The sequence below is a fragment of the Marinobacter mangrovi genome (assembly GCF_016798325.1).
Lineage (GTDB): Bacteria > Pseudomonadota > Gammaproteobacteria > Pseudomonadales > Oleiphilaceae > Marinobacter_A > Marinobacter_A mangrovi.
In genome coordinates, this window is the sequence record NZ_JAERVO010000003.1 from 144289 (window position 1) to 168538 (window position 24250).

The window sequence follows — 24250 nt, forward strand, 5'->3', positions numbered from 1 at the left end:
ATCAGAGCTGGTCACCGGACACGAATTGCAGAACGACCTCGTTGTCGCTATCCAGCAGTTGCAGTATCGGCCCCCGGATCTGGTAATGGGTCGCGGCCTGCAAGGCCTTCTGGTACGCGTCTTCCTGCTCCATGCCCTTGAAACAGGCCATCATGGTGGAAGCCAGCGGACCGACCTGGAGCTGGTCGCCATTGAGGGTGTAGGTGCCGGTGAACTGGTTGCAGCCGGAGAAGCCGGAAATCCGCTGACCTTCCTCGGACAGCACCATGTTCAGCTTGCGCTGGTCGCTTTCCTTGTTGAGGGCATCGCCACGGATCTCGGTCAGTTCCCAGAAGGTGCCCACCAGGCTGTTGGGCTCGCTGTCGGCCCGGGCCATATCGGCAACGCTCCCGCTGGCGCGGCTCACCATAATATCGACCGGCCCGGTGTCGCCCGGCAGTTCAACCGGGTAAGCCTGGGTGCTCATGAACAGCAGCCGGTCATCCAGGGTGACTTTGGCGCGCAGGTTGTAACGACGACCTTCAATCACCTGTTCCGGATCGTAGGACAGGGTGAAGTCCCAGGGCGGCGCGCCCTCGGCCTTGAACTGTGTGTCAGCCACTGGCTCGGCTGGCGCATCGGCCAGCGACACGTCTTCCAGCGCCACCGTGACCTGGGCCTCAGGCGGCACCATCATACGCTCCCGGTAGGTGACCGAGCCTTCGATCTGGCGCATTTTCGACGCCTGGAAACGTTCCATCATGGGCGCACACCCCGACAAGACACCGGCGGTGACCGCGGCCAGTGCGGCCATGGCCATACCCCGCACGATCCCGCCAAACGCTTGTTTACCCTGCATCATCCTGATTCCTCCTTCCGAGTATGGATATAGGATAGTCGTGACAAACCGGTTAATCAGATTTTTACCTGACCTCTGAGCTGTTTGGTACGCCCACGCTGGGTTTTGCGATCCATGCGTTTGCGCTGGGAACTGCGAGTGGGGCGGGTCGCCCGGCGTGCCTTGCGCGGGCGGGCGACGCTGCGGATCAGCGCCTGCAGACGAGCCAGCGCATCCTCCCGGTTCAGTTCCTGGGTACGGTATTGCTGGGCCTTGATGATGATCACGCCGTCCTTGCTGATGCGTTGGTCCGCCAGCGTCAGGAGCTGCTCCTTGTAGAACTCGGGTAACGACGAGGCCCGCACGTCGAAGCGAAGATGGATCGCCGACGACGTCTTGTTCACGTTCTGACCGCCGGCGCCTTGCGCCCGGATCGCGCTCAGTTCGATTTCGGACTCCGGCAGTGTGACATTGCGGGAAATCTCCAGCATCCGCTCTCCTGTGTTGCGTTGGCTCCGATTCAGTCGGCCGCCACCAGCGGCTTAACCAGGGCAGGCCCGCCCAGTTGGCGCATCTGGCGCAGGATCCAATCCACCCGCTGCCAGACATAGGCCGATGGGCGCGCGGCGCTCAGCGCCTTGGGGTTGGGCAGCACCGCCGCCAACCGCGCCGCCTGGCTGGCACTGAGCTGACTGGCGTGAATGCCATAGAAACGCAGGCTGGCCGCTTCCACACCGTACACGCCGTCGCCGAATTCAGCCACGTTGAGGTACACCTCCATAATGCGCCGCTTGTTCCAGAGCGCTTCCATGGCCAGCGTCAGGCCCGCTTCCAGCCCCTTGCGGATCAACTGGCGACCGTTCCACAGGAACAGGTTCTTGGCGGTCTGCTGGGAGATGGTGCTGGCCCCGCGCAGGCTGTCACCCTGCTGATAGTCTTCCACGGCGGTGGCGATGGCGTTCAGGTCCAGCCCCCAGTGCTGCAGGAAACGCTGGTCCTCGCTGGCCATCACCGCCAGCGGCATCCACGGCGACATCTTCTGGATCGGCACCCAGTTCTGCACCTGGCGACGCTCGGGATGGGCGATGTGGTCGGCGATCATGAACGCGGTGGTGGGTGGGTTGACGAAACGCAGCACGCCAATCACCACCAGCATGAACAGCATCACCCCGCACACCGTGTACAGCAGCCACCGGGCCGCGCGTTTCCAACCTGATTGTCGCGCCACGCGTGAACCTCACTCTCTTCAGACGATGGCTCATCATGCCCTGCCAGCCCCTCAGGTCAAGCGCGGTTGTTACCCGAGCGGCTGCAACCGGGTGCTCTCGAACCGGTCCAGCAGATGGTGCATCAGGTAGACGGCGGACAGGGCGGCCGAGACACCCACCGCCAGCGAACTGAAGCGGTAGAGGTCGCTGTAGATCAGATCCTGCTGCGGCGACAGGTACTGGCCGAACAGGATCGCCATGGTGGTCAGCCCACTGAAACCGGACGCCGACACCCCGCCTTCCAGCGTGTGCAGCCGGGCAAAGATGAACAGGCTCAGCCAGAGGCCGAAGGCGGTCAGCGGGAGGATGTTGAAGTGGTTGAACAGCAGCAGCTGCAGCAACAACCCGACGTTACAGCCCACCAGCGTGCCGATGGCACGGTTCCAGGCGGCCGGCCCGGCGCCTTTCCAGTTCAGCGGGAACAGGATCAGGATGGTCGCCACCTGGGCCGACAGCGAGCCACGCAGGCCCATCACCTGGAAGGCAACGAACGACAGGGTCGCGACGGTGGTGGCCAGGATGACTTCGTGGCGCTGGTTGCTCGCGGGCTTATTCGGCATTTGCCGGGGCTGACGCGGCTCCACATCCGGAAAGACCGTGTGCATCAGGCACGCGATAAACACCGTCAACAGGGTGGCCGCGCCGTTGGACAGCACCAGGTTCACCACGTCCGACCCGGGATAGCTGGCGAAATTGAACTGCATGGACAGGGCGACGATGGACTGTGCGCCGAACAGCAGGTTGGGTCCGCGCGCCATCTCCCGGAAAAGCAGGGCAAAGAGGCCGGCCACCAGCAGCGTCATCGGCACCGGCTTGTCGCCGAACAGGCCGTGCAGCACCAGCACCACCACGGTCACCAGACCGGCGCTGGCGGCAAACTGGCGCAGGATGTGGGCATTGATTACCGGCACCATCCCCAGCAGCAGCATCGGGTAGACCACGTAGAAGGCGCCGTAGCTGCTGTGGGTGAGCTTGCAGTACAGGAAGCCCAGGATGCCGCCAAAGGCAATGCGCAGGCACTGGCGCAGGTCATTGGCGTTCATCTCCCGCTTTTGCACCATCAGCAGGGGCTTGATACGGGGCATCGGCGAACCTCAGTAGATGTAGTGCATCAGGCTGACGGCGTGGATCTGGAGAGACCCCAGCCAGGCCGCCGGGCCGCCCACCGGAAACAGCTGCACCGTGGCCCGGGCGCCGGAAGGCAGCGTCTGCAGCAGCCCGGGGTTTTCGGTCAGGCTCAGATGCAGGCGTTGGCGCTGGGCATCGCGCACCCAGCGGTCGGTGGACTGGGGCGCGGCCAGGGTCCCATCGGCGGCCAGCTGGCCCTGGCGGGTGCCCGCATCCACCGCATCCACGCGGGCGTCGAACACCTCGCCGGGCAGGGCATCGAACACCACCGCCGCACGGTCGCCCGGCTTGACGTGGGACAGGGACTTCTCGCGGAAATCGGCGATCACGTCTGCCTCGTCACCGACCAGCGCGGCCAGGGAAGTGCCCGCCTTGGCGTAGGTGCCCGGCTCCACCTGGAGGTTGGAAATCACCCCGTCCTCCTCCGCGCGGATTTCGCTGTAGCTCAGGTTCAGCCTGGCCTGGGACAGGGCATTGCGGGCCTGACGCAGACGCAGATTGGACTCGCCACTCAGGCCCCGCTGGACCTCCATCTGTTGCACCTGTGCCTCCGCGGCCTTGACCTTGGCCCGGGCCGCATCGTACTGGGACAACGTCTGGTCCGCCTGCTGGCGGGACACACCCCCCTGCTTGATCAGGTGCTTCATGCGGGTGGCCTCGCGGGACAGTTCCGTCGCCTGCGCCCGGGCGGCAGCCAGGTTGGCTTCCGCCGAAGCGATCGAGGCGTCGTACTGGTCGTTCTGCACGCTGGCGTTTTCCAGCGCCAGCTGCGCCTTGTCCAGCGCAAGCTGGTAGGGCCGCTGGTCGAGGGTAAACATCACCTCACCGGCGTTCACGTGCTGGTTGTTATGCACATGGACTTCAGCCACCTGGCCACTGACCCGGGGCGCCACCTGCACCACGGTGTGCATGACCCGCGACTGGGGGGTCAGCGGCAGCCACAGATCCGCCACCAGGAAATAGATAAACAGGACAACAAACGCCACCAGGGACACATGGACCCACCGGGCAAACTTCTGATCCGGCGTCATGACGGGGACGACTCCTTCTGTTTGGCATCCGCAAGGTGTTGGCGGACATTGTTTTCCATGACGGTGATCACCTCGGCAAACTGATCCAGCTGCTCCGGCGTCAGGCCGTCGCAGATGTGGGCCCGCACCGTTTTGATCTGGGCCTCCATCTGCGTCACCCGCTCACGGCCGCGGCCGGTGAACCAGAGGGTGTGGGCCCGACGGTCATGGGGATCGGGGCGGCGTTCGATCAGCGCCTGATCCTCCAGCTGGTTGAGGGTGCGGGTCAGCGACGGCATCTCGATTTCCAGGGCGCGGGCCAGACATTGCTGGCTGATGCCTTCGCCCAGCTTGAACAGGTGCACCATCACCGACCAGCGGCTCTCGGTCAGATCCATGGGCGCGACGGCGTTGGTGATGGCCCGGCGCCACAGACGGTGCAGCCGGCCCAGGGCGCCGCCCAGCGACGGCTTGAGGCCGTCATGGATCGATGATGTCAGCGGGCTGGCGGCGGCATTGCCGCCGGATTCGGTATCCGTCATGGGGAAAACTCCTTGAGTCGCCGATGGAGCGGGCCGCCGGCGGACTAATTCGTTAGCAAGCTAATATGGACCCATTCTACAACGGACCCCAATTGCTTAGCCAGCTACATATTGTAAGGGCATCCCCCTATGGCTGGGGGCGATATCCGCGATTCAACGAGTGGCAACAGGGTAATCCGGGGATCGGCGGAGGCAGGTCAGGCGCAAAGGTGGGTCCGGTGCCCGGCCTGAGGATCTCGGGCCGGGCACCGGAGGAGGATCACGGGGTGCGGGTTACCACATCAGATCGTCGGGAATCTGGTAGTCCTTGTAGGGATCGTCCTCGTCCGGCTGATCGGACTTGGGATCGTGCAGGATCACGGGCATCTCGGCATCCCGTTCCAGGATCTTGCTGGCGGTATCCGCCGGGATCAGGTGGAAGTCCTCGCCCAGCACCGCGATGGCCAGCCGGCCGCGGGCCAGCTTGTCCGCCTGCTCGGCGCTCACATAGATCTTGTGGATTTTCGTGCCCACCACGAACTGGTAAGGCGTCTCGCCCTTGTCCCGGGCGACGCCGTGCTGATCGACCATCTGCCGGATCTGCGCCTGACGGGCCTGTTGCGCCTGCTGTTCCTGGCGCTGGCGATTGATCTCGCGGTCCCGCTCGACCTTTTCAGCGCGGGCTTTTTCGGCCTCCGCTTTACGGGCGGCCGCCTCGGCATCCGCCGGCTGTTTCTGTTTGCGGGCCTTGCGTTTTTCCTGCCGCACCTGGCGGGCTTTTTTCTCGTCCGCCAGGCCGGCCTGGAGAAGCTGTTCCTGCAGGGATTTCGCCATGATTCACTCTCTCTGCTTGCAATGGGCGCATTATCAACAATGCCCATGGGTAGAGGCAACGGTCAGAGCCGACCCTGTCGATGCAACCGGCGCAGCACCCAGCGCCGGTAGAGCCAGGACAACAGTGGCTTCACCAGCGGCAGACCGATCAGCCAGGCCAGGGGTTTGAGACGCGGCACCCGGGCCATCAGCAGGCGGTAGGCCTCGAGTTCCCGGTGGATCCGGCCCTCCGCATCCCGAACGTGCAGTTCCCGCAGGGCCGTCCCGGGATCGATGCCCAGGGACGCCAGTTCCGCCTCCCGCCCGGTAATGTCGTACCAGACCACCGACTCGGCGGCCGGCCCGGCCCAGCGTTCATAAGCCCGCCGGTCCGCCCGGCAGCGTGGGCAGGCGCCGTCATAGTAGACGGTGATCGGTGCCTTGTGATCCGTCATGATTCCCCGTGTTTCATCCATCCACACTCAAGGTGGTTATAATGGTCTGCGAAAAGCGACAGGACGAAGCCACCATGAAACGCCCGGCCTTCATTGTCCAACTGGAACAGGATCAGTCTTCGGGTGCCTCTCAACTGACGCTTGAGGCGCTGCAGGGGCTGGACGACTTCCTTGCCCATGAAGACAACCCCACCGTCGATCTGCTGAACGAGCTGGCCGATACCCTCGCCGACGCCCGTCCCAGCATGGTGCCGCTGGGCAACGCCATTCGCCGCTGGCTGGCGGCGATCGACCTGACACTGACCGGCGATGACCTTCGGCGACAGGCCCGCGATGCGGCCCAGGTGCTCCACCGCGACCTGACCCACGCCGGCCGCGACACGGCCCGGCACGCCGTCAACCTGGTCCCACCCGGTGCCGTGATCATGACCCACAGCCGCAGCGGCACGGTCATGCAGCTCTTCCAGGCGTTGGTGGACCGGCAACGCCCGTTCAGCGTGGTCTGCACGCTCAGCGGCCCCGGCAACGAGGGGGTTCAGGTGGCCAATGAACTGGCCGGTCTGGCGGTGCCGGTGACGCTCATCACCGACGCCGAGATGGGCCTGTTCATGCCCCACGTCGACCTCAACCTCACTGGCTGCGACTGCTGGCTGGCGGACAATCATTTTCTTAACAAGACGGGCACCTACCTGCAGGCGCTGGCGGCGCGGGACCGGGGCAAACCCTTCTGGGTCCTGGCGGACGGCTTCCGCGACAGCCCGCTGACCCGGGCCTCGGTCACACTGGAGGAAATGGACCCGGCCGAGGTGGATCGCATCGACAACCACCACATCCGCGTCCGCAACGTCTATTTCGAGCCCATACCCGCAACCCTGATCAGTGGCCGGGTGACCGAAAACGGCTTACAACCGACTGCGGGTACAGTTACTGGAGCCAGTCAAAAGAGTCGTTGAGGAACTGGTTGTCCTTTTCCCGGACCACTTCACCGTGGGCCATAATGATCCGCCGCGGCGTCCACGCCTTGATCTTCGCCAGGCCAGCCTGGGCCTGCGATTTGTGGAAGCTCAGCCTCCAATCCAGCGGCGTCTTGCCGTGCGGCGCAATGATCCCGGCCAGCCGGGCAATGGGTTTTTGCCACCAGTTGAAATGCCCGGCCGGGAAGTTCTCGATCAGGTCCGCGACGATCAGCGTCTCGGACGGCCGATGAAAGAACACCGCCTCCTCCATCAGACGCGAGCCGGTGAAGAGGACTTCATCGATTTCCTGTCGCCATGACTCCCGATGCTGGCCGTCAAGCATCTCGTCGAAGTGAAGATCCGGTCGTTTCTCCATCACCTGGCGGGTGCCGTACACGGTCGCCTCGGGATAGGCCTCGATCCAGTCCGCCAGAAACAGGTGATGCAGATGGTTGGGGGCGATCAGGTGCGCAACCGGCCCCAGGCTGTCGACCCGGAAGCGCATGGCCGGCGTCAGGGTGACGGGGCTGTGCACCCAGAGCGTGCCGTCCGACAACCGGACCACCGTCATGCGCGTGGTGTAGGGAAACCCGTGGAACGACACGGTTTCGCCATCCACCACCCAGAGATCTTTCGCCAGCTGTTCCATTGCGCTCTCCCCGGTCTCCCTTCAGACCGCCTCGTCCGTGTTCTGCAGCCATTGCCGGGCCTCGCCCACGGCGGCTGCGGGGAACGTCTTCACCTGCGCGGCCACCAGATGGCTGCCAAGGGTCTCGGCCGCATTGACGACCCCGGAATCCGTCACCAGCGCCACGCGCCGGATGTGGCGATGGTGGTCCCGGACAAAGCGCAGGTGATGCAGCAGGGACGCAAACGACGCCCAGCCGGGAAACGACGCCACCTGGATCAGGAGTCCATTGAGGTCGCCGTGCTCTTCGATATACGGATCGATCACGTGGGCGGCACGCTGGACATCCTCCCGGGTGATGGCCCGGTCCGGCTCCAGCGTGGCGATGCCGTCATCACGATCCAGTGTCACCTTCAACATGGTCACCTCCCTGCGAGAACCGCGCTGTCGGTCGGGGCCCCGGTCTGGCCCCGGGAACTATTCCTCCATGCCCCAGTCTAGCGCCACAATCCCCGTGTCGGATAGCCGTCTGCCCGGGTGGTAATGAAGCGGCAAGGTTGCCCCCAATCGCGCTATACTCCCGTTAAACAAGAGCGCCTTGTGCAAGGCCCCATACAGCAAGAGCCAGCGTTGTCGATGACTGCCATTGAAGCCTACCGCCTGCGTCGAAAGCCGGCCCGGGTCCGCATCGAAAATTACCGCAAGTACGTGGTCCTGAACATCGCGGCCATCGCCGGGACGCTGGTGCACACCGGCTTCATTGCCCTGTTTGCCGTGATCGGCGCCGACACCCTGGCACAGTTCAACGTCTTCAGTGTGCTGGTCTGGGGCATAGCGCTGTGGTGCAACCGCAACGGCCGACACGCCACCACCATTTACCTCATGTGCCTGGAAATCGCCGGCCACGCCTTTCTGGCCACGGCCACCCTGGGCACCGCAGCGGGCTTCCACTATTACCTGTGGCCGGTGGCCTGCGTAGCGACCATCAACCCCCGGATGCTGCCCAAGCAGGCCGCGGTGATCGGCTATACCCTGATAGCCCTGTTCGCCTACCTGCAACTGCGCTATGCCGGTGTGCCCTACGCCTTCGATTATGCGGAATACCAGCCGTTGATGCTGTTTTTCAACATCATGGCCTCGGCGCTGCCATTGATCCTGGCGGTGGTGATCGTCCGGCACCTCAACGAATCCCAGGAGCGGCGCCTGACCGAGATTGCCAACCGGGACGAACTGACCGGCCTCTACAATCGCCGTTTCGGCAACGATTTCCTGCACCAGACGTTCGCCGCCAGCGACCGTATGACCCGCAATTTCTGCATCGCCATGGGCGACATCGACCACTTCAAGCCGGTGAACGACCGCTACGGGCACGAAGCCGGGGATCAGGTGCTGGAAGACATTGCCATTGCACTGCTGGGCGGGTTCCGACGTTCCGACTGCCTGTGCCGCTGGGGTGGGGAAGAATTCATGATCGCCTTCCCGGACACCACCCGGGAAACGGCGCAGGCGGCACTGGAACGCTTCCGGGACCGGCTCGCCCGGCATCACTCCAAAGTCGGAGACGACCGGATCAACGTCACCATGAGTTTCGGTCTGGTGAGCGTGCGGCCCGGCGAATCCGTCGAGGCGGCCATCAAGCGGGCCGACCACTGGCTGTACGAGGCCAAGCGGCAGGGCCGCAATTGCATCGCCAGCGACCTTCACGACACCGGCGCGGATGTGCTCAGTCACACGGGCTAGCGCCCGCCGGCGACATCGATAAAGCTGCCGGTGACGTAGGACGCCTTGTCCGACGCCAGCCAGAGAATCGCTTCAGCCACTTCCTCCGGTTCGCCACCCCGCTGCATCGGCACCGCCGCCTTGACCCGCTCGACCCGGTCCGGCTCACCGCCACTGGCATGGATGTCGGTGCGTATCACCCCGGGGCGGACGGCGTTGACGCGAATCCCCTGGGCCGCCACTTCCTTTGACAGGCCGGTGGTGAGGGCATCCACGGCCGCTTTGGCCGCGGCATAATCCACGTACTCATTGGGCGCTCCCAGTCGCGCGGCCATGGAGGAGACATTAACAATGGCGCCGCCGGGGCCTTCATGGGCGGTTGACATACGCCGCACAGCCTCCCGGGCGCAAAGGAAAGCACCCTGCACGTTGACCGCGAAAACGCGGGCCAGGCGGCCGCTGTCCATTTGTTCCACCGGCATTTGTCTCTCCAGGATGCCGGCGTTGTTGACCAGGACGGTGAGCCGGCCATACGCCCGGTCCACGGTCTCGAACAGTTGCATCACCTCCGCTTCCACGGAGATGTCCGCCGCCACGGCCAGCGCACGACCTCCGTCCGCTTCGATCGCCCGAACCACGGCCTCGGCGGCGGACTGGTCATGCCGGTAGTTCACCGCCACCGCGTAACCCTGACGTGCCGCCAGTTGCGCCGTAGCCGCACCGATGCCACGGCTCGCTCCGGTAATGATCATCACCTGATCCATACATGTTGCCCTCACGACTGATGACCTGCTGATAGTAGCCGACTTTGATCCGACGGGCGTCGGGCTGGATTCTTCGCGCACCCAGGTACTAACCTGTCGCCATGAACGAATCACGGATGGTTGTCTTTGGCGGTACCGGCTTTCTGGGCGCCCGCATCGTGCGGGTAGCGCTGCTGGCCGGCTACCGCGTGCGCATCGTGGCCCGGCATCCGGGCACCTTGCCGGTGTCGTCCCCCCGGGTGGAATACCAGACCGCCAACCTGGTGGAACCGGCCACCGTTGATGCGGCGCTGAACGGCGCCGATGCCGTGGTCAATGCCGTCAGCCTCTATGTGGAGAAGCCACCGGCACTGACCTTCGAATCGGTGCATGTGGCCGGCGCTGCCCTGCTGGCCCGCCGCTGCCGGGACCGGGACATTCCACGGCTGATCCACCTGTCGGGACTCAACCCCGATCCCGCGTCCCGTTCGCGCTACGTGAGCGCCCGGGGCCGGGGTGAGGAGGCGGTACGCGACGCTTGCCCGGATGCGACCATCCTGCGTCCCGGCGCCCTGTTCGGTGACGGCCAGGGGCTGCTGGCGACTCTCGCCGGCCTCACGCGCCTGCCGGTGATCCCCCTGTTCGGTCATGGCGACACGCGACTGCAACCGGTGCATGTGGATGACGTGGCCCGGGCCGCCCTGAACGCTCTGGATGATCCCGCCACCCGCGGCCGGGTGTATGAGCTGGGCGGTGCGGACACGCTCAGTTATCGCGGTCTTCTGGAAGCCGTGATGCGGGGTCAGAAGCGGCGGCGCCCGCTACTGCCGGTGCCGTTCGGCCTGTGGTTTATCGGTGCCGCGCTGCTGTCCATACTCGAATCCCCGCCGCTGACCCGGGACCAGCTGATCCTCATGGAAACGGACAATGTGGTGGGGCAGGGGGCTGCCGGCTTCGCGGATCTGGGCATCGAACCGCGGGGCATTGATCACGGACGATGATGTGCGGGGACTGTGACGGCAAAAAAAAGGAGCAACCGAAGTCGCTCCAAGGGGGTTCGACACCTCTGCCGCCTCGCTTGGCGGTCAGCGGCTCGGTTCAGATCGCCTCGGCTAAAAAGGCCCTGAGCTGGCCCAGTCCGGTGACGCCGTTCTGCTGGGCAATCGCCTTGCCGCCGTTGAACACGATCAACGCCGGTACGCCACGAATGCCCATGGCAGCGGTAATCTCCGGGTTCTGGTCCACATTCACCTTGACCACATCCAGTGTGTCGGCAAACTCATCCGCCAATTCCTCCAGAAGCGGCGACAGCGTGTGGCACGGACCACACCAGGGCGCCCAGAAATCAACCAGGACGGGCCGTTTGGCCTGGATCACCGCCTCGGTAAACTCGTTGTCGGATACCTCACGGATCACATCGCTCATGGGGTTGTCTCCGTTCTGTGGACTGACTTGAAGGTGTCATGTTGGACGATCTGCCCCTGACGGACTAATTGGCCGTCGGTATAGTGGATATCACGGCTGATGATGGAAGCCGGTGCTTGGCATATTGATCTGCCTCGAGCCATCCGATGATCCCGACCGGCCTTTCGACAGGACGGGACGCGCCCCACCTGCCCGGAGTCATGTCATGAAAAACCAGGAACTGACCCTGCTTTATGTCTTCGATGCGATCATGACCGAAGGCTCGATCACGCGGGCAGCCGAGCGCCTGTCCATGACCCAGCCGGCGGTGTCCAACACCCTGTCGCGGATGCGTCAGGTCTGGAACGATCCACTGTTCATCAAGAAGGGCCGTAATATCGAGCCCACCTCCTACGCGCTAAGCCTGTGGAACCAGGTGCGCGGGCCGATGTACGAGCTGTCCAATGCGGTCGAGGCCACCCATTTCGAGCCCGCCGAGTCCAAGCGCGAGTTCCGCATCGCCATCACCGACGCCATTCTCGAGCTGATCTGGCAGCCGTTGGTGTGTGAACTGGAAAAGCGGGCGCCGGGCATCGACCTGCATGCCGTGCCCTACACCGCAGAAACCGCATTCGGGCACCTGCGCGAGGCCCACGTGGATCTGGCCATCGGCCTGCTCACCGAACACGATCACAGCCTGCGCAGCATCTGGCTGTTCGACAGTGGCTACACCCTGGCGATGCGCGAAGATCACCCGCTGGCCGGCCAGCCGGTTTCAGTGGAGGACTTCATGGCGGCGCGCCACCTGTTGGTGTCCATGTCCGGGGAGGCCACCGGGTTCGTGGATATGGCGCTGATGCGCAAGGGACTCAAGCGCCGGGTCGCGGTGACCGTCAACCACTTCCCGGCGGTCCCCAAACTGCTGCGGACGTCGAACATGATTGCCGCCATCCCGGAAATCGCCACCAACGACGCCAGCTTCCACGACGGCATCTGGATGACCGACCTGCCGGTGGAGGTGGACCCCACCAGCCTGTACCTGATCTGGCACACCCGGCACGACCGGGATCCCGGCGTGGTGTGGATGCGGGAACTGGTGGAGCGGGTCACCAAGGAACGCTGGGCCACCTGCATGGGCCCGTCCAAAACCGGCCACCGCAAACCCGCCCTGCTGGCCGGCAACGGCTGATCGGTTCCGCGTCTTGCTGAACACCCGCCCCGGACCACGACGCGGCCCGCCTCGCCCCCTGTCACTTCCCGGGTGTGGGCGGCAATCAGCCAGGCACCAACAATGGTCTCGGGAGGGCTTCTGCACGGTCTGCGACGGGTCTGTCGCGGTGTTGCCGACGCTTCTGACCGCGAAAGCAGGCCATTCCAAAAAATAATGGAAACTCGATAATCAATACATGAAAGGCATTGACATATTCAGGAAGTCATCCAATACACCGCTGATTTGTATGAAAAAATACGTACATCAGCAAACGTGATGTTTGAAATATCTCTATAGAATTATTCTATGCCGGCGGGAAGATTGATAATGATTGCATCTGGCGAGGAGGCCCTTCTCCCCTGACCAGCCTTTTCATTATCACGTTGATGAAGGAGTTATCACGATGCGTACTTCAGCTCTCAAAACTCTGCTCGCCGTTGCACTGACCGCCACTGCCCTGTCCGCGAACGCCAGCCTGGCCGACCGCGCTTCCGATGGCCCCGCCGAACCGATCGTGTCCTGCATGCCGCAAAGCACCGGTGATTTCGGCGATGTCAGCGGCTACAACAAGCCGACCGTCTGCGTTCCGCAGAGCACCGGCGACTACGGCGATGTCAGCGGCTACTGAGCCGCTCTGCGCACCGGTTCCGGGAAGGGCCTGACGGCCATCTTCCCGGCCGGATGCGGCTTTCCTCTCTATCCGGCCACTCACCACCATGACCTTATGGCAGAAAACGGGGCAAGATCAGTAAGACCACGCCCACCCCCACCATCGGCCACACCGCGCTGACCACGTACGGGTAGAACATCAGCCCCAGCCCCGTATAGAAATACCGCTTGTCCTGCTGACGCCGCCCATAGATGAAATAACCCAGTCCGATCGAACTGAACACCAGGGCCACCAACAGCGTTGTCGGATCCAGCATGTCGTTACTACCTCTCGTGTGCGTCACTTTCCCGGATAAAACTCTGCGGCGGCTTGCCAAAATGGCGTCGGAACGTCGCCACGAAAGCGCTGCTGCTGCGATAACCCAACGAATAGGCCACGGCGGCGCTGCTTTCCCCTTCGCCCAGTCGGTTGATCGCCTCCAGCAATCGCAGACGGGTACGCCACTGCTGGAAGCTCATGCCGGTCTCGGCGCGGAACAGCCGCTCCATGGTGCGGGGGCTGGCCCCACAGGGGCGGGCCAGTTCATCCAGTCGACCGGTTTCCGCCGGATTTTCCGTCAGCACCTGCATCAGGGCCTGTAATCGTCGATCCTGACCGGCCGGCAGGTACAGCGGCGAGGGCGTCAGCCGACCAATTTCGTCCAGTGCCACTTGCAGCAGACGCCCCTCGGCGCCGACCACCGGTTGTGACAGATCCATCCCCATGATGCGTCGGATCAGCGCCCGCAGCAGCGCGGTCATTTCCATGACCTGGCAATGCTCCGGCAGATCCCTGCAGGCGCTGGCATCCACGTAGAGGTAGCGGACCGACGCCGGTGTGTGGGTGGTGACCTGATGATTCAATTGCGGCGCAATCCAGACGGCGTGGGTCGGCGGCACCACCCAGGCGCCGCTGTCGGTGTGGATCCGCAGGACGCCGGATTCCGCCCACGCCAGTTGGGCCCGCGGATGGCGGTGAACGCGCACGGTGCGATCGCTGCCGTAGACCGCCGCATGGCAGAGCACCGGCCGGTGGGGGTCCTCGATGAAGCCCTTGCCTTGGGGTTCATGCTGTGTCGTGTTTGCGATATCCATTGTCAGTCTGTCGTCTTTTCACATGACGAGCATACACCCATGATGGAGCCACTTTCACGACAGGAGTCACGACGTGCTTGATAAGCGTCATCTCAGCCAGGGCCTGGTGATCGTCGCCGTGTTCCTGGCGATTCTGGTCCAGATCCATCCCCCGGCCGCCCTGGACACCGAACAGACCCGAACGCTGGGCATCGTCCTTGTGACCCTGGTGCTCTGGGCCACCGGGGTATTGCCGGAATACCTGAGCGCGCTGATCTTCTTCCTCGCGGCGCTGTTGCTGGAGGTGGCCACACCGGCGCAGATTTTTTCCGGGTTTTCTTCCTCCGCCTGGTGGCTGATTTTCGCCGGCATGGTGATCGGCATGGCGATTCGCTCCACCGGTCTGGGCGATCGGGTGGCGGCCGTCCTGGGACGGCATCTGGCACACAGCTATCGCGGGTTGATCATCGGCCTGGTGGTGTTTTGCGGGATGCTGGGTTTCGTCATGCCGTCGTCCATGGGGCGCATCCTGATGATGGTGCCGGTGGGCCTGGCGCTGGCCGAGCGCTGCGGCTTCGGGGCCGGAAGCCAGGGCCGCACCGGTATCGCCCTGGCGGTCACCTTCGGCTGCCACGTGCCGACCTTTACCATCCTGCCGGCCAACATTCCCAACATGGTACTGGTGGGCGCCGCCAACACCATCTACGGCGTCGACTTCAGCTACACCCAGTACCTGCTGCTTCACTTTCCCATCCTGGGAGCGCTCAAGGCCGTGATCATTGCCGGCCTGATCCTGCGGTTCTTTCCTGCCCATATCGCCGCTCAATCCGTCAACCCGGAAGCGCAGGTGCCCATCGGCCCGATGTCCGGGCAACAGCGCTACCTGTCCGGCATCCTGCTGCTGGCCCTGGCGCTGTGGCTGACCGACAGCTGGCACGGCGTCAGCCCGGCCTGGGTGGGGCTGGGTGCCGCCATCTATTTGCTGCTGCCCCGAGTCGGGCTGGTGGACAACAGTCGGGTGAGCCAACAACTGAACATCACGGTGCTGCTGTTCGTGGCCGGCGTGCTCGGGCTGGGCGCGGTGGTGAACAGTTCGGGACTGGGTCAGGTCCTGGCCGCCACCCTGGAGCGCTGGCTGCCACTGGCGCCGGGCGAGGATGCCCGCAATTTCTTCTCACTGGTGGGGATGGCCTTTTCCACCGGTATCCTCACCACACTGCCCGGCGTACCGGCGGTGCTGACCCCGATGGCTGGCCAGCTGGCCGACTTGACCGGGATGAGTCTGGAGGCGGTGATCATGACCCAGGTGGTGGGCTTTTCCACAATCCTGCTGCCGTATCAGTCCGGCCCGCTGCTGGTGGGCATGCAGCTGGCCAATGAGCCGGTTCGCAGCCTGCTGAAGATCACCGTGCCCCTGACCGTGATCGCCCTGCTGATCCTGACGCCGCTGGATTACCTGTGGTGGCAGTTGCTGGGTATGTTCGACGGCGGTGGCTGATCAATGGTCGAAACGGCGGGCCTGACTGTATCGGTCCCGCCAGTAGTAGCCGTCGAGACGGGATTCGGTGACGCCGACCGACGATGAAGCGTGGATAAACCGCTCGTCGCCCATGTAGATGCCGGCGTGCTGGTCCTTGCCTTCGATGCGGAAGAACACCAGGTCGCCCGGCCGGATCTGGTTGAGGGGCACCACATCGCCCATGGCCAGCATCTGGTCGGTGGTGCGCGGCAGCAGCCGGTCCAGCCCCTCACGGTAGGCGGTCATGATGAAGCCGGAGCAGTCGAAGCCATCGCCGTCGGTGCCGCCATAGCGGTAGGGCGTGCCCTCGTAACGTTCGAACACCTGCCACAGGCGGGCCGCCGTGTCCGACGTCGCGATCGTAGCCGGCGGCGTCGCAGGGCTTCGCGGCAGGGCACCGTCGCTGGCGCAACCGCCCAGACCCAACATGGCCAGCAGGAGCCAGACAGCGGGCAGGGCACCGCGCTTCCCGGCAAAAAGGCTGCAAAACAAGACACTGGCCATGATCGGACAACCAACCTGTGAAAACGGACGTGCACCCGCTTACTTTATAAGCGAATTCACAAGCTGTCAGGTTACGATTCCCTCAGCGGGTGACCCAGCCGCCGCTCATTGGAAACACCTGCCCGACAAAGCAGTCCGCGGCGTCGCTGCACAGGTAGGCCGCCAGGCTGGCGTCCTCCCGGGGTGTCACCAATCGCCCCAGCGGCACCTCCCGCTGCACCCGTTCCTGGAAGCGGGGATTGGCCTGGACCTCCGGCGGGAAGTAGGTGGGGTTGTCCACGAAGTTCTGGGCGATGGCGTTGAACTGGATGTTGTGCCGGGCCAGCTCCACGCCGGCCGACTGGACGTAGGCCAGCTGCGCGCCCCGGGCGGCGCTGTAGGTGGACGCCCGCTTCATGCCGCGCAGGGCCGAAGCGCTGCCCATCAGCAGGATCTTGCCGCGGCCATGGTCCAGCATGCCGGGCAGGACCGCCTGGACCAGCCGCGGCAGCGGATCCACCAGGGCGGAAAACACGTTGCGCCATTCGTCCTGGGTCACTTCATCCACGGGCGTGCTGGGCGCGGCAATCGCCAGGTTGGCCACCAGCACGTCCACATCGCCGGCGGCGCGGACCACCTTGGCCGCAGCGCCGGTGGGCAACAGCGGCGTGGTGTCGTCGATCACCGTGGCGCCGTGTTCCGCCAGCACCTCGCACAGCGCCGGCCCCATAAAGGCATCCGCCTGGGTGACCAGAATGCGTTTACCGGCCAGGGATTGACCAGACAGGGACATAAACACCTCCTGACAGACCCGGAATGTGTGGCCTTACCTTAACCCGCTGATGTCGAGATTGCAGCCCGTCGCCGTCCTCGCCCCATCCCGGCCCACGTCGGGTCGCATCAGCCGGTCTCTCCATGCACCACCGCTCGATTGCGCCCCTGGCGCTTGGCCCGATAGAGCGCCCGATCCGCCTGCGCCAGCACCTCAGCCACCGGCTGTTCGTCCGCCGGCATCAGGGTGCTCAGACCGATGCTGATGGTCACCACCGGCGCCACCTCCGAATGGGCATGGGGAATCTGCAGGGCCTCGACCCGGGTGCGCAGCCGTTCGGCGATGGCCCGGGCGTCGGCTTCCGGCGTCATGGGCAGGACCAGCGCGAATTCCTCGCCACCATAGCGGGTCACCAGATCCGTGGGGCGGCGCACCACGTCCCTCAGGGCCTGCGCGATCGCCTGCAGGCAATCGTCGCCCGCCTGGTGGCCGTAGTGGTCGTTGAAGGCCTTGAAGCTGTCCACGTCGCACATCAGGATCGACGTCGGCATTTGATCCTGGTGGGCCCGGCTCCAGTCGTGGTTGAGGAACTGATCCAGACTGCGCCGGTTAGCCAGGCCCGTGAGCTTGTCGGTGGTGCTCAGCTTCTCCAGGTTACGGTTTGACTGGATCAACTGGTCCTCGGCGTGATCGATCTCTTTCCGGAACAGGTGGGAAAAGCTGCCACTGAGGGTCATGGCCCCGACGACGCTCACCGCAAACATCCAGTTTACATAGGCCTCGGGCACCGGCGTCGCCGCCTCGGCAAACAGGAACTGGCACATCAGGAACAGGGTCACCAACCCGCCCAGCAGCCACACCAGCACAGCCGTGCGGTGTCGGATAAAGATCAGCGCCTGCACGCTGCCAATGGCGTAGTAGAAGAGATGGACACCGGCTGCTGCCCCGATGAAATAGGTCACCACGAGGATCTGGGTGCAGGCATTGATCAGCACCAGGTTCCGGGAATAGGTGTATCGATGACTTCGATTGAAGCCCAGCACCGTCAGGTAGCCCGCCATGAACAGCATGTTCAGGGAAAAAACCGGCCAGTACAGGGCGATGTCGTAGAACAGATAGAACACCTGGTACGGCAACGTCGCCATGGCACCGAACAACGCAATCTGGTTGGTCAACGCGATCTGACGACGCAGACGGGGCGGTCGGCCTGCCGTGCCCTGCAACCAGAGTTTTTCGATGGACGCGTACATAAAAGCCTTTTCCGGACAGACTTCTACACTATAGGCCAGATGTACGATGGGAATGTTGTCGCAGCCCGCAACCTGTCCGGATTGTCATGTGACGCTCACCCGTCCGGACACTCCGCTCAGGGGCAGCTTTCGCGCACCATCAGGCGGGTCGGGATCAGGACGTTGCGATCAGGCTCTTCGCCCAGGAACAGGCGTGCCGCCATGCGGCCCTTTTCGGCACTCTGCTGGTAGACCGTCGTGAGCGATGGGTGCAGGGTGTTGCCCTCGGGAATGCCATCGAAGCCGACAATGCGCAGGTCTTCGGGGATGCGCAGTTTCATCTGCAGCGCCACCTGGATCGCCGCCAGCGCCAGGCGATCGCTCATGCACAGCAGCAGGTCCGGCCGCTGGTCGCTGTTGAGCGCTTCCCAGGCGGCCTGATAGGCGTCGGGATGATCGTTGGTGGGAGTGGACCAGATGCGCTCGGCCGGCACATCGTAGCCGGCGGCATGCAGGGCATCGAGATAGCCGCCCAGGCGCCGCACGGACACCGCCCGCTGCTCACGAAACAGTTCCCGGCCGTCGATACGGCAGACCGTTTCCGACGCCACCAGTCGCAACCCGAGGATGCTGACCCGCTGCGGTGGCGCTTTCAGGGCGTGCTCGGCGCTGGTACGGGCGCCTTCATAGTTGTCGATATTGACCCAGGTGCAACCGTCCAGGTCGAAATCCACCGCCACCATGGGCTTGCCCTGTTGCAGCAACCGGTCGTAGGTGCGTCCTTTGGACAGCCAGCCGTAAATGATGAAGCCGTCCACCATGGCTTCCTGCAGATGGCTGCGATACTCGCTGTCCGGATCCTGACTGGAGAGCAATAGCATGTTCATGCGGTTCTGGTCGAAGACTTCAGCCAGGCCGTGCAGGAATTCGCTGGCCACGGGATCGGTCAGGGAGTAGGCGAGATTGTCCGCCAGCATCACGCCGACGTTGCCGGTGCGTCCGGTGCGCAGGCTGCGGGCCGCGGCGTTGGGCCCCATGTAGCCCAGGCGTTTGCACTCGTCCAGAATCCAGCGCCGGCGGGCTTCCGACAGCTGATCCGGGCGGTTGAAGGCGTTGGAGATAGTCGCGGTGGAGACGTCAAGCAGCTCCGCCATGCGTTTGACGGTCAGCCGCTCCCTTCCTGGCCGCGACGGCGCTCCGGTGCCGGTCATCCCTGGGCACCTCCCATCCGGGCTTCCCCGACCTCATTGGCGGCCGGTGCGCGGGTCCGACGCAGCACCTGTCCGCTTTCATCGAACAGATGCGCGCTGTCGACGCTGATCACCGGCACCAGCGACTGGCCCTGGATGACCGGACAGGGCACCGGCTGGCGCACCACCAGGGGCTCGCCGGCGCCGGGTACGTCCAGATAGACATAGGCCTCGTTGCCCAGGTATTCCACGTTCATCACCTCCAGCGGCGTGTCGTCGGGTCCCGGCTTGCGCAATTGCAGGTGTTCCGGGCGAATGCCCAGGGTCACCGTCGCGCCCGCCTCCAGCCGCGAACTATCGCATGCGCAGCTGGCCAGGCCAATCCCGTCCAGCGTGACCTCGCTGGTGTCCGCCCCGGGAGTTGTCAGGGTCCCGGGCAGCAGGTTCATCTTGGGCGAGCCAATAAAGCCCGCTACGAACAGGCTTTCCGGGTTCTCGTAGAGGTCAAACGGCGAGCCCACCTGCTCGATGTGGCCCTTGTTGAGCACCACGATCTTGTCAGCCAGGGTCATGGCTTCCACCTGGTCATGGGTCACGTAGATCATGGTGGACTGCAGCCGGTTGTGCAGCTTGGCGATCTCGTTGCGCATCTGAACCCGCAGGCTGGCGTCCAGGTTCGACAGAGGTTCATCGAACAGCATGATGCGCGGCTCCCGCGCCATCGCCCGACCGATCGCCACGCGCTGGCGCTGGCCCCCGGACAGCTCCCGGGGCTTACGGTGCAGCAGTTCGCCCAGCTGCAACACATCGGCGGTTTTCTGCACCCATTCGCGAATCTTCTCCTTGCCTGCGCCGCTGCCCAACTTGAGGCCAAAGGCAATGTTCTCGAAGACGCTCATGTGCGGGTAGAGGGCGTAGGACTGGAACACCATGCCCACGCCCCGCTCCTTGGGGGACAGCTCGTTGACGATCTCGCCGTCGATCTCCAGTTCACCGTCGGTGATTTCCTCCAGGCCGGCGATCAGCCGCAGCAGGGTCGACTTGCCGCAGCCGGAAGGGCCGACGAAGACCACGAACTCGCCGTCGTCCACCCGCAGGTCGATCTGGTGAATGATCTCCTCGTTGCCAAACGCCTTGGTGATGTCTTTCAGTTCCACACAAGCCATGTTCATTGCTCCCGGGCGTCGTACGCGCCCTGTCTCAGAGTTCGGCGTAAAAAGCCTGGTACGGCGGCAGGTCGATCTGACCGCCCTGCAACTGGCCGCTGAATCCGTGGCCCTCTACGGGCGTCAGTCCGGCTCCGGACCAGGTCAACGATTGCGCCTGGCCCGTGATATTGATGGCCACCAGCAGGGTCTGGTCCGGGTGACGGCGGATCCAGCACAGGACGTCACCGGTGTCCTCCACCAGCTCCAGTTCGCCACCGCACAACGCCGGCTGCTGCTGACGCCAACGAATCAGGGTGCGGACACGGTTGAGGATGGAATCGCTGTGCTCCTCCTGCACGCTGACCGCATACTCCAGATGATCACGATCGATCGGCAGCCAGGGTTCGCCGGTGGTGAAATCGGCCTTCTCGGTGGGCGTCCAGATCATCGGCGTGCGACAGCCGTCGCGGCCGCGGAACTCCGGCCAGAAGTTGATGCCGTACGGGTCCTGCAGGCTTTCGAACGGCACGTCCGCCTCCGGCAGCCCCAGTTCCTCGCCCTGGTAGATGCAGACGCTGCCACGCAGGGACAGCAGCAGGGCCATCAGCACTGGCGGGTAGGCCTGCGGGTCTTCGTCACCGTGGCTCCAGCGACTGACCACCCGCACCACATCGTGGTTGCTCAGCGCCCAGCAGGGCCAGCCGTCGCCGATCCCGTGCTCATAGTTGCGCACCACGTCGCGAATATAGGTCGGGCTGAAGCTGTCCGCCATCAGGTCGAAAGAATAGGCCATGTGCAGCCGATGATCGCCGGCGGTGTACTCGGCCATGCGCTCGAGTGGCTTGTCGTCGCCGATTTCGCCGACCAGCGAGGTGTCCTGGTAGCTGTCCATCAACGCCCGCATGTCGCTGAGGAAGTCCAGGTTTTCCGGCTGACTCAGGTCGTTGACGTGGCGCTGGTAGGTGTAGGGGTTCACCCCCTTGGCCACGACCGTTTTCTTTTCCCCCGCCGGTACCGCCGGGTTGTCCGCCAGCGACCGGTTGTGGAAGAAGAAGTTGACGGTGTCCAGACGGAAGCCGTTCACGCCCAGATCCAGCCAGAAGCGCATGTTGTCCAGGTGGGCCTGGCGCACGTCCGGGTTGTGGAAGTTCAGGTCCGGCTGGCTGGCCAGGAAGTTGTGCAGGTAATACTGCCCGCGCCGGGTATCCCACGCCCAGGCGCTGCCGCCGAAGATCGACAGCCAGTTGTTGGGTGGCGTGCCGTCCGGGCGCGGGTCGGCCCAGACGAACCAGTCCGCCTTCGGGTTGTCACGGCTGGCCCGGCTTTCGGCAAACCAGGGGTGCTGGTCGGAGGTGTGGGACAGCACCTGGTCGATCATCACTTGCAGTCCCAGCCGGTGGGCCTCGGCGGTCAGCGCCCGGAAGTCGTCCAGGGTGCCGAACATCGGGTCCACCGCCCGATAGTCAGAGACGTCGTAGCCGAAATCCTTCATCGGCGAGAGGAAAAACGGCGACAGCCAGATCGCGTCCACGCCCAGTGAGGCCACGTAGGGCAGGCGCGACGTGACGCCCTTGAGGTCGCCAATGCCGTCCCCGTTGCTGTCCATGAAGCTGCGGGGATAGATCTGGTAGATCAGCCCGCCTTTCCACCAGGGTCGTGCTTGGGTCATAACTCGGGACTCCTAAAATCAGCCTTTGACCGCGCCCGCCGTCAGGCCGGACACGATGCGTCGTTGGAAGATCAGGACCAGCACGATCAGCGGCACGGTCACGATCACCGAGGCGGCCATCAGCGTGCCCCAGGGCAATTCATGTTGGGAGCCGCCGGTGATCAGGGCGATGGCCACGGGCACCGTGCGCTGGTCGTTGGTCAGGGTGAAGGTCAGGGCAAACAGGAACTCGTTCCAGGCGGCGATAAAGGCCAGCAGCCCGGTGGTGGCCATGGCCGGGCCCATCAGCGGCACGAACACCTTGAACAGGGTCACCACCGGTGACGCGCCATCCACGATGGCCGCCTCTTCCAGCTCCTTGGGCAGTTGCCGCATGAAGGTGGTCAGCACCCACACCGTGAACGGCAGGGTGAAGATGGTGTAGGAGAACACCAGCGACCAGGGGTTGTTGTACAGGTCCATCGCCCGGATGACCTCGAACAGGCCGGACAGCACCGCCACCTGCGGAAACATCGACACGCCCAGCACGATCATCAGGATCGGTCCGCGCCCGCGGAAGCGCACCCGGCCCAGGGCATAGGCAGCCGTCACACCCAGCAGCATGGCGATCAAGACGGTCATCGACGACACCAGCACCGAGTTCCAGATGCTGTCCAGGAACGACTGCTGGCCGAGTACCGAGGCGTAGTTGCCGACGTTCAGCGAGTGGATCCAGTAGTCCACCGTGAACAGCTCGGAGCCGCTCTTGAACGAGGTCAGAATCGCGTAATAGAACGGGAAAACGGTAAACAGCAGGATCGCCACGATCAGGAAGAAGAAGGCCACCTTGCCCACATAGCGTTTCAGCTTGCGACGGGACACCAACGGCTGCGCGCTCATGCGTCACCTCCGATCTGTTTTCGGCCCAGGTAAAGGTAGGTGATGGTCAGCAGGGCGATGATCAGGAACAGCACGGTTGAGGCTGCCGAACCGTAACCCACGTCCTGGAACTGCACCAACTGCTGGCGGGCGTAGACCGACATGGACATGGTGTCCTCGCTGTTCGAGGTCAGCACGTAGATCACGTCGAATACCCGCAGGGCGTCGAGCACCCGGAAGATGATCGCCACCATCAGCGCCGGCGTGATCAGCGGCAGGGTCACCCGGAAGAACACTTTCACCGGGTTGATGCCGTCCACCTTCGCCGCCTCGTAGCAGTCCGACGGCAGCATCTGCAGCGCCGCCAGTGCCAGCAGCGCCATGAACGGCGTGGTTTTCCACACGTCCACCATGATCACCGCCCACATGGACAGGTCCGGATTGGCGGTCCAGTTCAGCGGCGAATCGATGACCCCCAGGCCCAACAGGATATGGTTGATGATCCCGAACTGGTCGTGGAGCATCCAGCCCCACATCTTGGCAGAGACAATGGTGGGAATGGCCCAGGGCACCAGCGTGGCGGCCCGCACCCAGCCCCGACCGCGGAACTGCATGTTCAGGGTAAGCGCGATCACCAGACCGAAGACGGTCTCCAGACTGACTGACACCACAGTAAAGAACACGGTGTTCCAGACCGCGTGCCACCAGACCGGATCGGCCAGTACGCCGTACCAGGCGCCATCGTCATAGACCAGGTAGTTCTCCAGGCCGATGAAGTGGTAGCTGGTCAGATCGGAGAAGCTGGCGTCAGTGAGCGAGAACCAGATGGTCCGCAGCAACGGCCAGCCAGCCACGCCGGCCAGAACCAACAGCATGGGGATCAGGAACAGCCAGGCGGCACGCACCCGCTGGCGGCTCACCCGGCCGCGCCGACGGGGCATTGCCTGCACCGGCGCAGGAGGGACCGGCCGCGTGGCGACCGGATCGG

28 protein-coding genes are annotated in these 24250 nt (G+C 64.2%); 6 read left to right on the forward strand and 22 right to left on the reverse strand.

Translation table 11 applies throughout. From position 1 onward, the window contains the following. Nucleotide 1: 1 nt before the first annotated feature. From JL474_RS10250 to JL474_RS10285, 8 genes are all read right to left on the reverse strand, one after another. Complete coding sequence (locus JL474_RS10250) at nucleotides 2-841, reverse strand: YbaY family lipoprotein (RefSeq protein WP_123633669.1); 840 nt, start codon at nucleotides 839-841, stop codon at nucleotides 2-4. 53 nt (nucleotides 842-894) lie between these two features. Then, entirely contained in the window at nucleotides 895-1308 is a 414-nt protein-coding gene (gene arfB / locus JL474_RS10255; RefSeq protein ID WP_123633670.1) for an alternative ribosome rescue aminoacyl-tRNA hydrolase ArfB, read from the reverse strand. Between the two features lie 29 nt (nucleotides 1309-1337). Next, entirely contained in the window at nucleotides 1338-2045 is a 708-nt protein-coding gene (mtgA, locus tag JL474_RS10260; RefSeq protein WP_123633671.1) for a monofunctional biosynthetic peptidoglycan transglycosylase, read from the reverse strand. Nucleotides 2046-2114: 69 nt separating this feature from the next. Next, nucleotides 2115-3170, reverse strand: coding sequence for a DUF2955 domain-containing protein (locus JL474_RS10265; protein ID WP_203142006.1), 1056 nt, complete (start codon nucleotides 3168-3170; stop codon nucleotides 2115-2117). Nucleotides 3171-3179: 9 nt separating this feature from the next. Continuing rightward, nucleotides 3180-4244 (reverse strand): HlyD family secretion protein, encoded by a 1065-nt coding sequence (locus JL474_RS10270; RefSeq protein ID WP_203142007.1) that lies wholly within the window; start codon nucleotides 4242-4244, stop codon nucleotides 3180-3182. Beyond that, nucleotides 4241-4765 carry a MarR family transcriptional regulator gene (locus tag JL474_RS10275; protein WP_203142008.1) on the reverse strand — a complete coding sequence of 175 codons (525 nt, stop codon included), beginning with the start codon at nucleotides 4763-4765 and terminating at the stop codon, nucleotides 4241-4243. Before JL474_RS10275 ends, JL474_RS10270 begins: the two co-directional genes overlap by 4 nt. 273 nt (nucleotides 4766-5038) lie before the next feature. Continuing rightward, complete coding sequence (locus JL474_RS10280) at nucleotides 5039-5578, reverse strand: DUF2058 domain-containing protein (protein WP_203142009.1); 540 nt, start codon at nucleotides 5576-5578, stop codon at nucleotides 5039-5041. 62 nt (nucleotides 5579-5640) lie between these two features. Beyond that, the gene (locus JL474_RS10285) at nucleotides 5641-6012 is read right to left on the reverse strand and encodes a thiol-disulfide oxidoreductase DCC family protein (RefSeq protein WP_203142010.1); all 372 of its coding nucleotides are present in this window, start codon (nucleotides 6010-6012) and stop codon (nucleotides 5641-5643) included. Nucleotides 6013-6086: 74 nt separating this feature from the next. Between JL474_RS10285 and JL474_RS10290 the strand changes: the two genes are divergently transcribed. Next, nucleotides 6087-6965, forward strand: a complete 879-nt coding sequence (locus tag JL474_RS10290; RefSeq protein WP_123633677.1) for a translation initiation factor eIF-2B — start codon at nucleotides 6087-6089, stop codon at nucleotides 6963-6965. On the opposite strand, the gene JL474_RS10295 is transcribed toward JL474_RS10290, so the two are convergent. Both JL474_RS10295 and JL474_RS10300 read right to left on the reverse strand, forming a co-directional pair. After that, nucleotides 6937-7617: a DUF4336 domain-containing protein gene (locus tag JL474_RS10295; protein ID WP_123633678.1), complete on the reverse strand. Its 681-nt coding sequence runs from the start codon at nucleotides 7615-7617 to the stop codon at nucleotides 6937-6939. The genes JL474_RS10290 and JL474_RS10295 overlap by 29 nt on opposite strands. Nucleotides 7618-7638: 21 nt before the next feature. Beyond that, on the reverse strand, nucleotides 7639-8016 hold the full coding sequence (locus JL474_RS10300; RefSeq protein ID WP_203142011.1) for a SpoIIAA family protein: 378 nt from the start codon (nucleotides 8014-8016) through the stop codon (nucleotides 7639-7641). Nucleotides 8017-8232: 216 nt separating this feature from the next. On the opposite strand from JL474_RS10300, the gene JL474_RS10305 reads away from it, so the two are divergent. Further along, entirely contained in the window at nucleotides 8233-9336 is a 1104-nt protein-coding gene (locus JL474_RS10305) for a diguanylate cyclase (RefSeq protein WP_203142012.1), read from the forward strand. On the opposite strand, the gene JL474_RS10310 is transcribed toward JL474_RS10305, so the two are convergent. Beyond that, nucleotides 9333-10079, reverse strand: a complete 747-nt coding sequence (locus tag JL474_RS10310; protein ID WP_203142013.1) for an SDR family oxidoreductase — start codon at nucleotides 10077-10079, stop codon at nucleotides 9333-9335. The two genes, JL474_RS10305 and JL474_RS10310, sit on opposite strands and share 4 nt — an antisense overlap. Nucleotides 10080-10180: 101 nt before the next feature. Here JL474_RS10310 and JL474_RS10315 point away from each other — a divergent pair, with 101 nt between their 5' ends. Continuing rightward, nucleotides 10181-11059: a complex I NDUFA9 subunit family protein gene (locus JL474_RS10315; RefSeq protein WP_203142014.1), complete on the forward strand. Its 879-nt coding sequence runs from the start codon at nucleotides 10181-10183 to the stop codon at nucleotides 11057-11059. A 97-nt stretch (nucleotides 11060-11156) separates the two neighbouring features. On the opposite strand, the gene trxA is transcribed toward JL474_RS10315, so the two are convergent. Next, entirely contained in the window at nucleotides 11157-11483 is a 327-nt protein-coding gene (gene trxA / locus JL474_RS10320; protein ID WP_203142015.1) for a thioredoxin, read from the reverse strand. A gap of 205 nt (nucleotides 11484-11688) precedes the next feature. Between trxA and JL474_RS10325 the strand changes: the two genes are divergently transcribed. Together JL474_RS10325 and JL474_RS10330 are read left to right on the forward strand one after the other, a co-directional pair. After that, a complete protein-coding gene (locus JL474_RS10325) occupies nucleotides 11689-12651 on the forward strand; it encodes a LysR family transcriptional regulator (protein ID WP_203142016.1) in 963 nt (320 codons plus the stop codon). 424 nt (nucleotides 12652-13075) lie between these two features. Continuing rightward, on the forward strand, nucleotides 13076-13300 hold the full coding sequence (locus tag JL474_RS10330; RefSeq protein ID WP_123633685.1) for a hypothetical protein: 225 nt from the start codon (nucleotides 13076-13078) through the stop codon (nucleotides 13298-13300). Nucleotides 13301-13394: 94 nt separating this feature from the next. Here JL474_RS10330 and JL474_RS10335 read toward each other — a convergent pair whose 3' ends face one another. Continuing rightward, on the reverse strand, nucleotides 13395-13598 hold the full coding sequence (locus JL474_RS10335) for a hypothetical protein (protein ID WP_203142017.1): 204 nt from the start codon (nucleotides 13596-13598) through the stop codon (nucleotides 13395-13397). 7 nt (nucleotides 13599-13605) lie between these two features. Next, entirely contained in the window at nucleotides 13606-14415 is an 810-nt protein-coding gene (locus JL474_RS10340) for an AraC family transcriptional regulator (protein ID WP_203142018.1), read from the reverse strand. A 73-nt stretch (nucleotides 14416-14488) separates the two neighbouring features. Between JL474_RS10340 and JL474_RS10345 the strand changes: the two genes are divergently transcribed. Further along, nucleotides 14489-15892 carry an SLC13 family permease gene (locus JL474_RS10345; protein WP_203142019.1) on the forward strand — a complete coding sequence of 468 codons (1404 nt, stop codon included), beginning with the start codon at nucleotides 14489-14491 and terminating at the stop codon, nucleotides 15890-15892. Here JL474_RS10345 and JL474_RS10350 read toward each other — a convergent pair whose 3' ends face one another. From JL474_RS10350 to JL474_RS10385, 8 genes are all read right to left on the reverse strand, one after another. Next, nucleotides 15893-16417 carry a C40 family peptidase gene (locus tag JL474_RS10350; protein ID WP_203142020.1) on the reverse strand — a complete coding sequence of 175 codons (525 nt, stop codon included), beginning with the start codon at nucleotides 16415-16417 and terminating at the stop codon, nucleotides 15893-15895. 82 nt (nucleotides 16418-16499) lie between these two features. Then, nucleotides 16500-17189, reverse strand: a complete 690-nt coding sequence (locus JL474_RS10355) for an SDR family oxidoreductase (RefSeq protein ID WP_203142021.1) — start codon at nucleotides 17187-17189, stop codon at nucleotides 16500-16502. Between the two features lie 107 nt (nucleotides 17190-17296). After that, a complete protein-coding gene (locus JL474_RS10360) occupies nucleotides 17297-18418 on the reverse strand; it encodes a GGDEF domain-containing protein (RefSeq protein ID WP_203142022.1) in 1122 nt (373 codons plus the stop codon). A 116-nt stretch (nucleotides 18419-18534) separates the two neighbouring features. After that, nucleotides 18535-19608: a LacI family DNA-binding transcriptional regulator gene (locus JL474_RS10365; RefSeq protein ID WP_203142023.1), complete on the reverse strand. Its 1074-nt coding sequence runs from the start codon at nucleotides 19606-19608 to the stop codon at nucleotides 18535-18537. Further along, nucleotides 19605-20753 carry an ABC transporter ATP-binding protein gene (locus tag JL474_RS10370; protein ID WP_123633692.1) on the reverse strand — a complete coding sequence of 383 codons (1149 nt, stop codon included), beginning with the start codon at nucleotides 20751-20753 and terminating at the stop codon, nucleotides 19605-19607. The genes JL474_RS10365 and JL474_RS10370 overlap by 4 nt, the downstream gene beginning before the upstream one ends. A gap of 34 nt (nucleotides 20754-20787) precedes the next feature. Further along, nucleotides 20788-22404 carry an alpha-glucosidase family protein gene (locus JL474_RS10375; RefSeq protein WP_203142024.1) on the reverse strand — a complete coding sequence of 539 codons (1617 nt, stop codon included), beginning with the start codon at nucleotides 22402-22404 and terminating at the stop codon, nucleotides 20788-20790. Nucleotides 22405-22422: 18 nt separating this feature from the next. Continuing rightward, entirely contained in the window at nucleotides 22423-23265 is an 843-nt protein-coding gene (locus JL474_RS10380) for a carbohydrate ABC transporter permease (RefSeq protein WP_190294827.1), read from the reverse strand. A gap of 14 nt (nucleotides 23266-23279) precedes the next feature. Then, nucleotides 23280-24203 carry a carbohydrate ABC transporter permease gene (locus tag JL474_RS10385; RefSeq protein ID WP_203142372.1) on the reverse strand — a complete coding sequence of 308 codons (924 nt, stop codon included), beginning with the start codon at nucleotides 24201-24203 and terminating at the stop codon, nucleotides 23280-23282. Nucleotides 24204-24250: the final 47 nt, after the last annotated feature.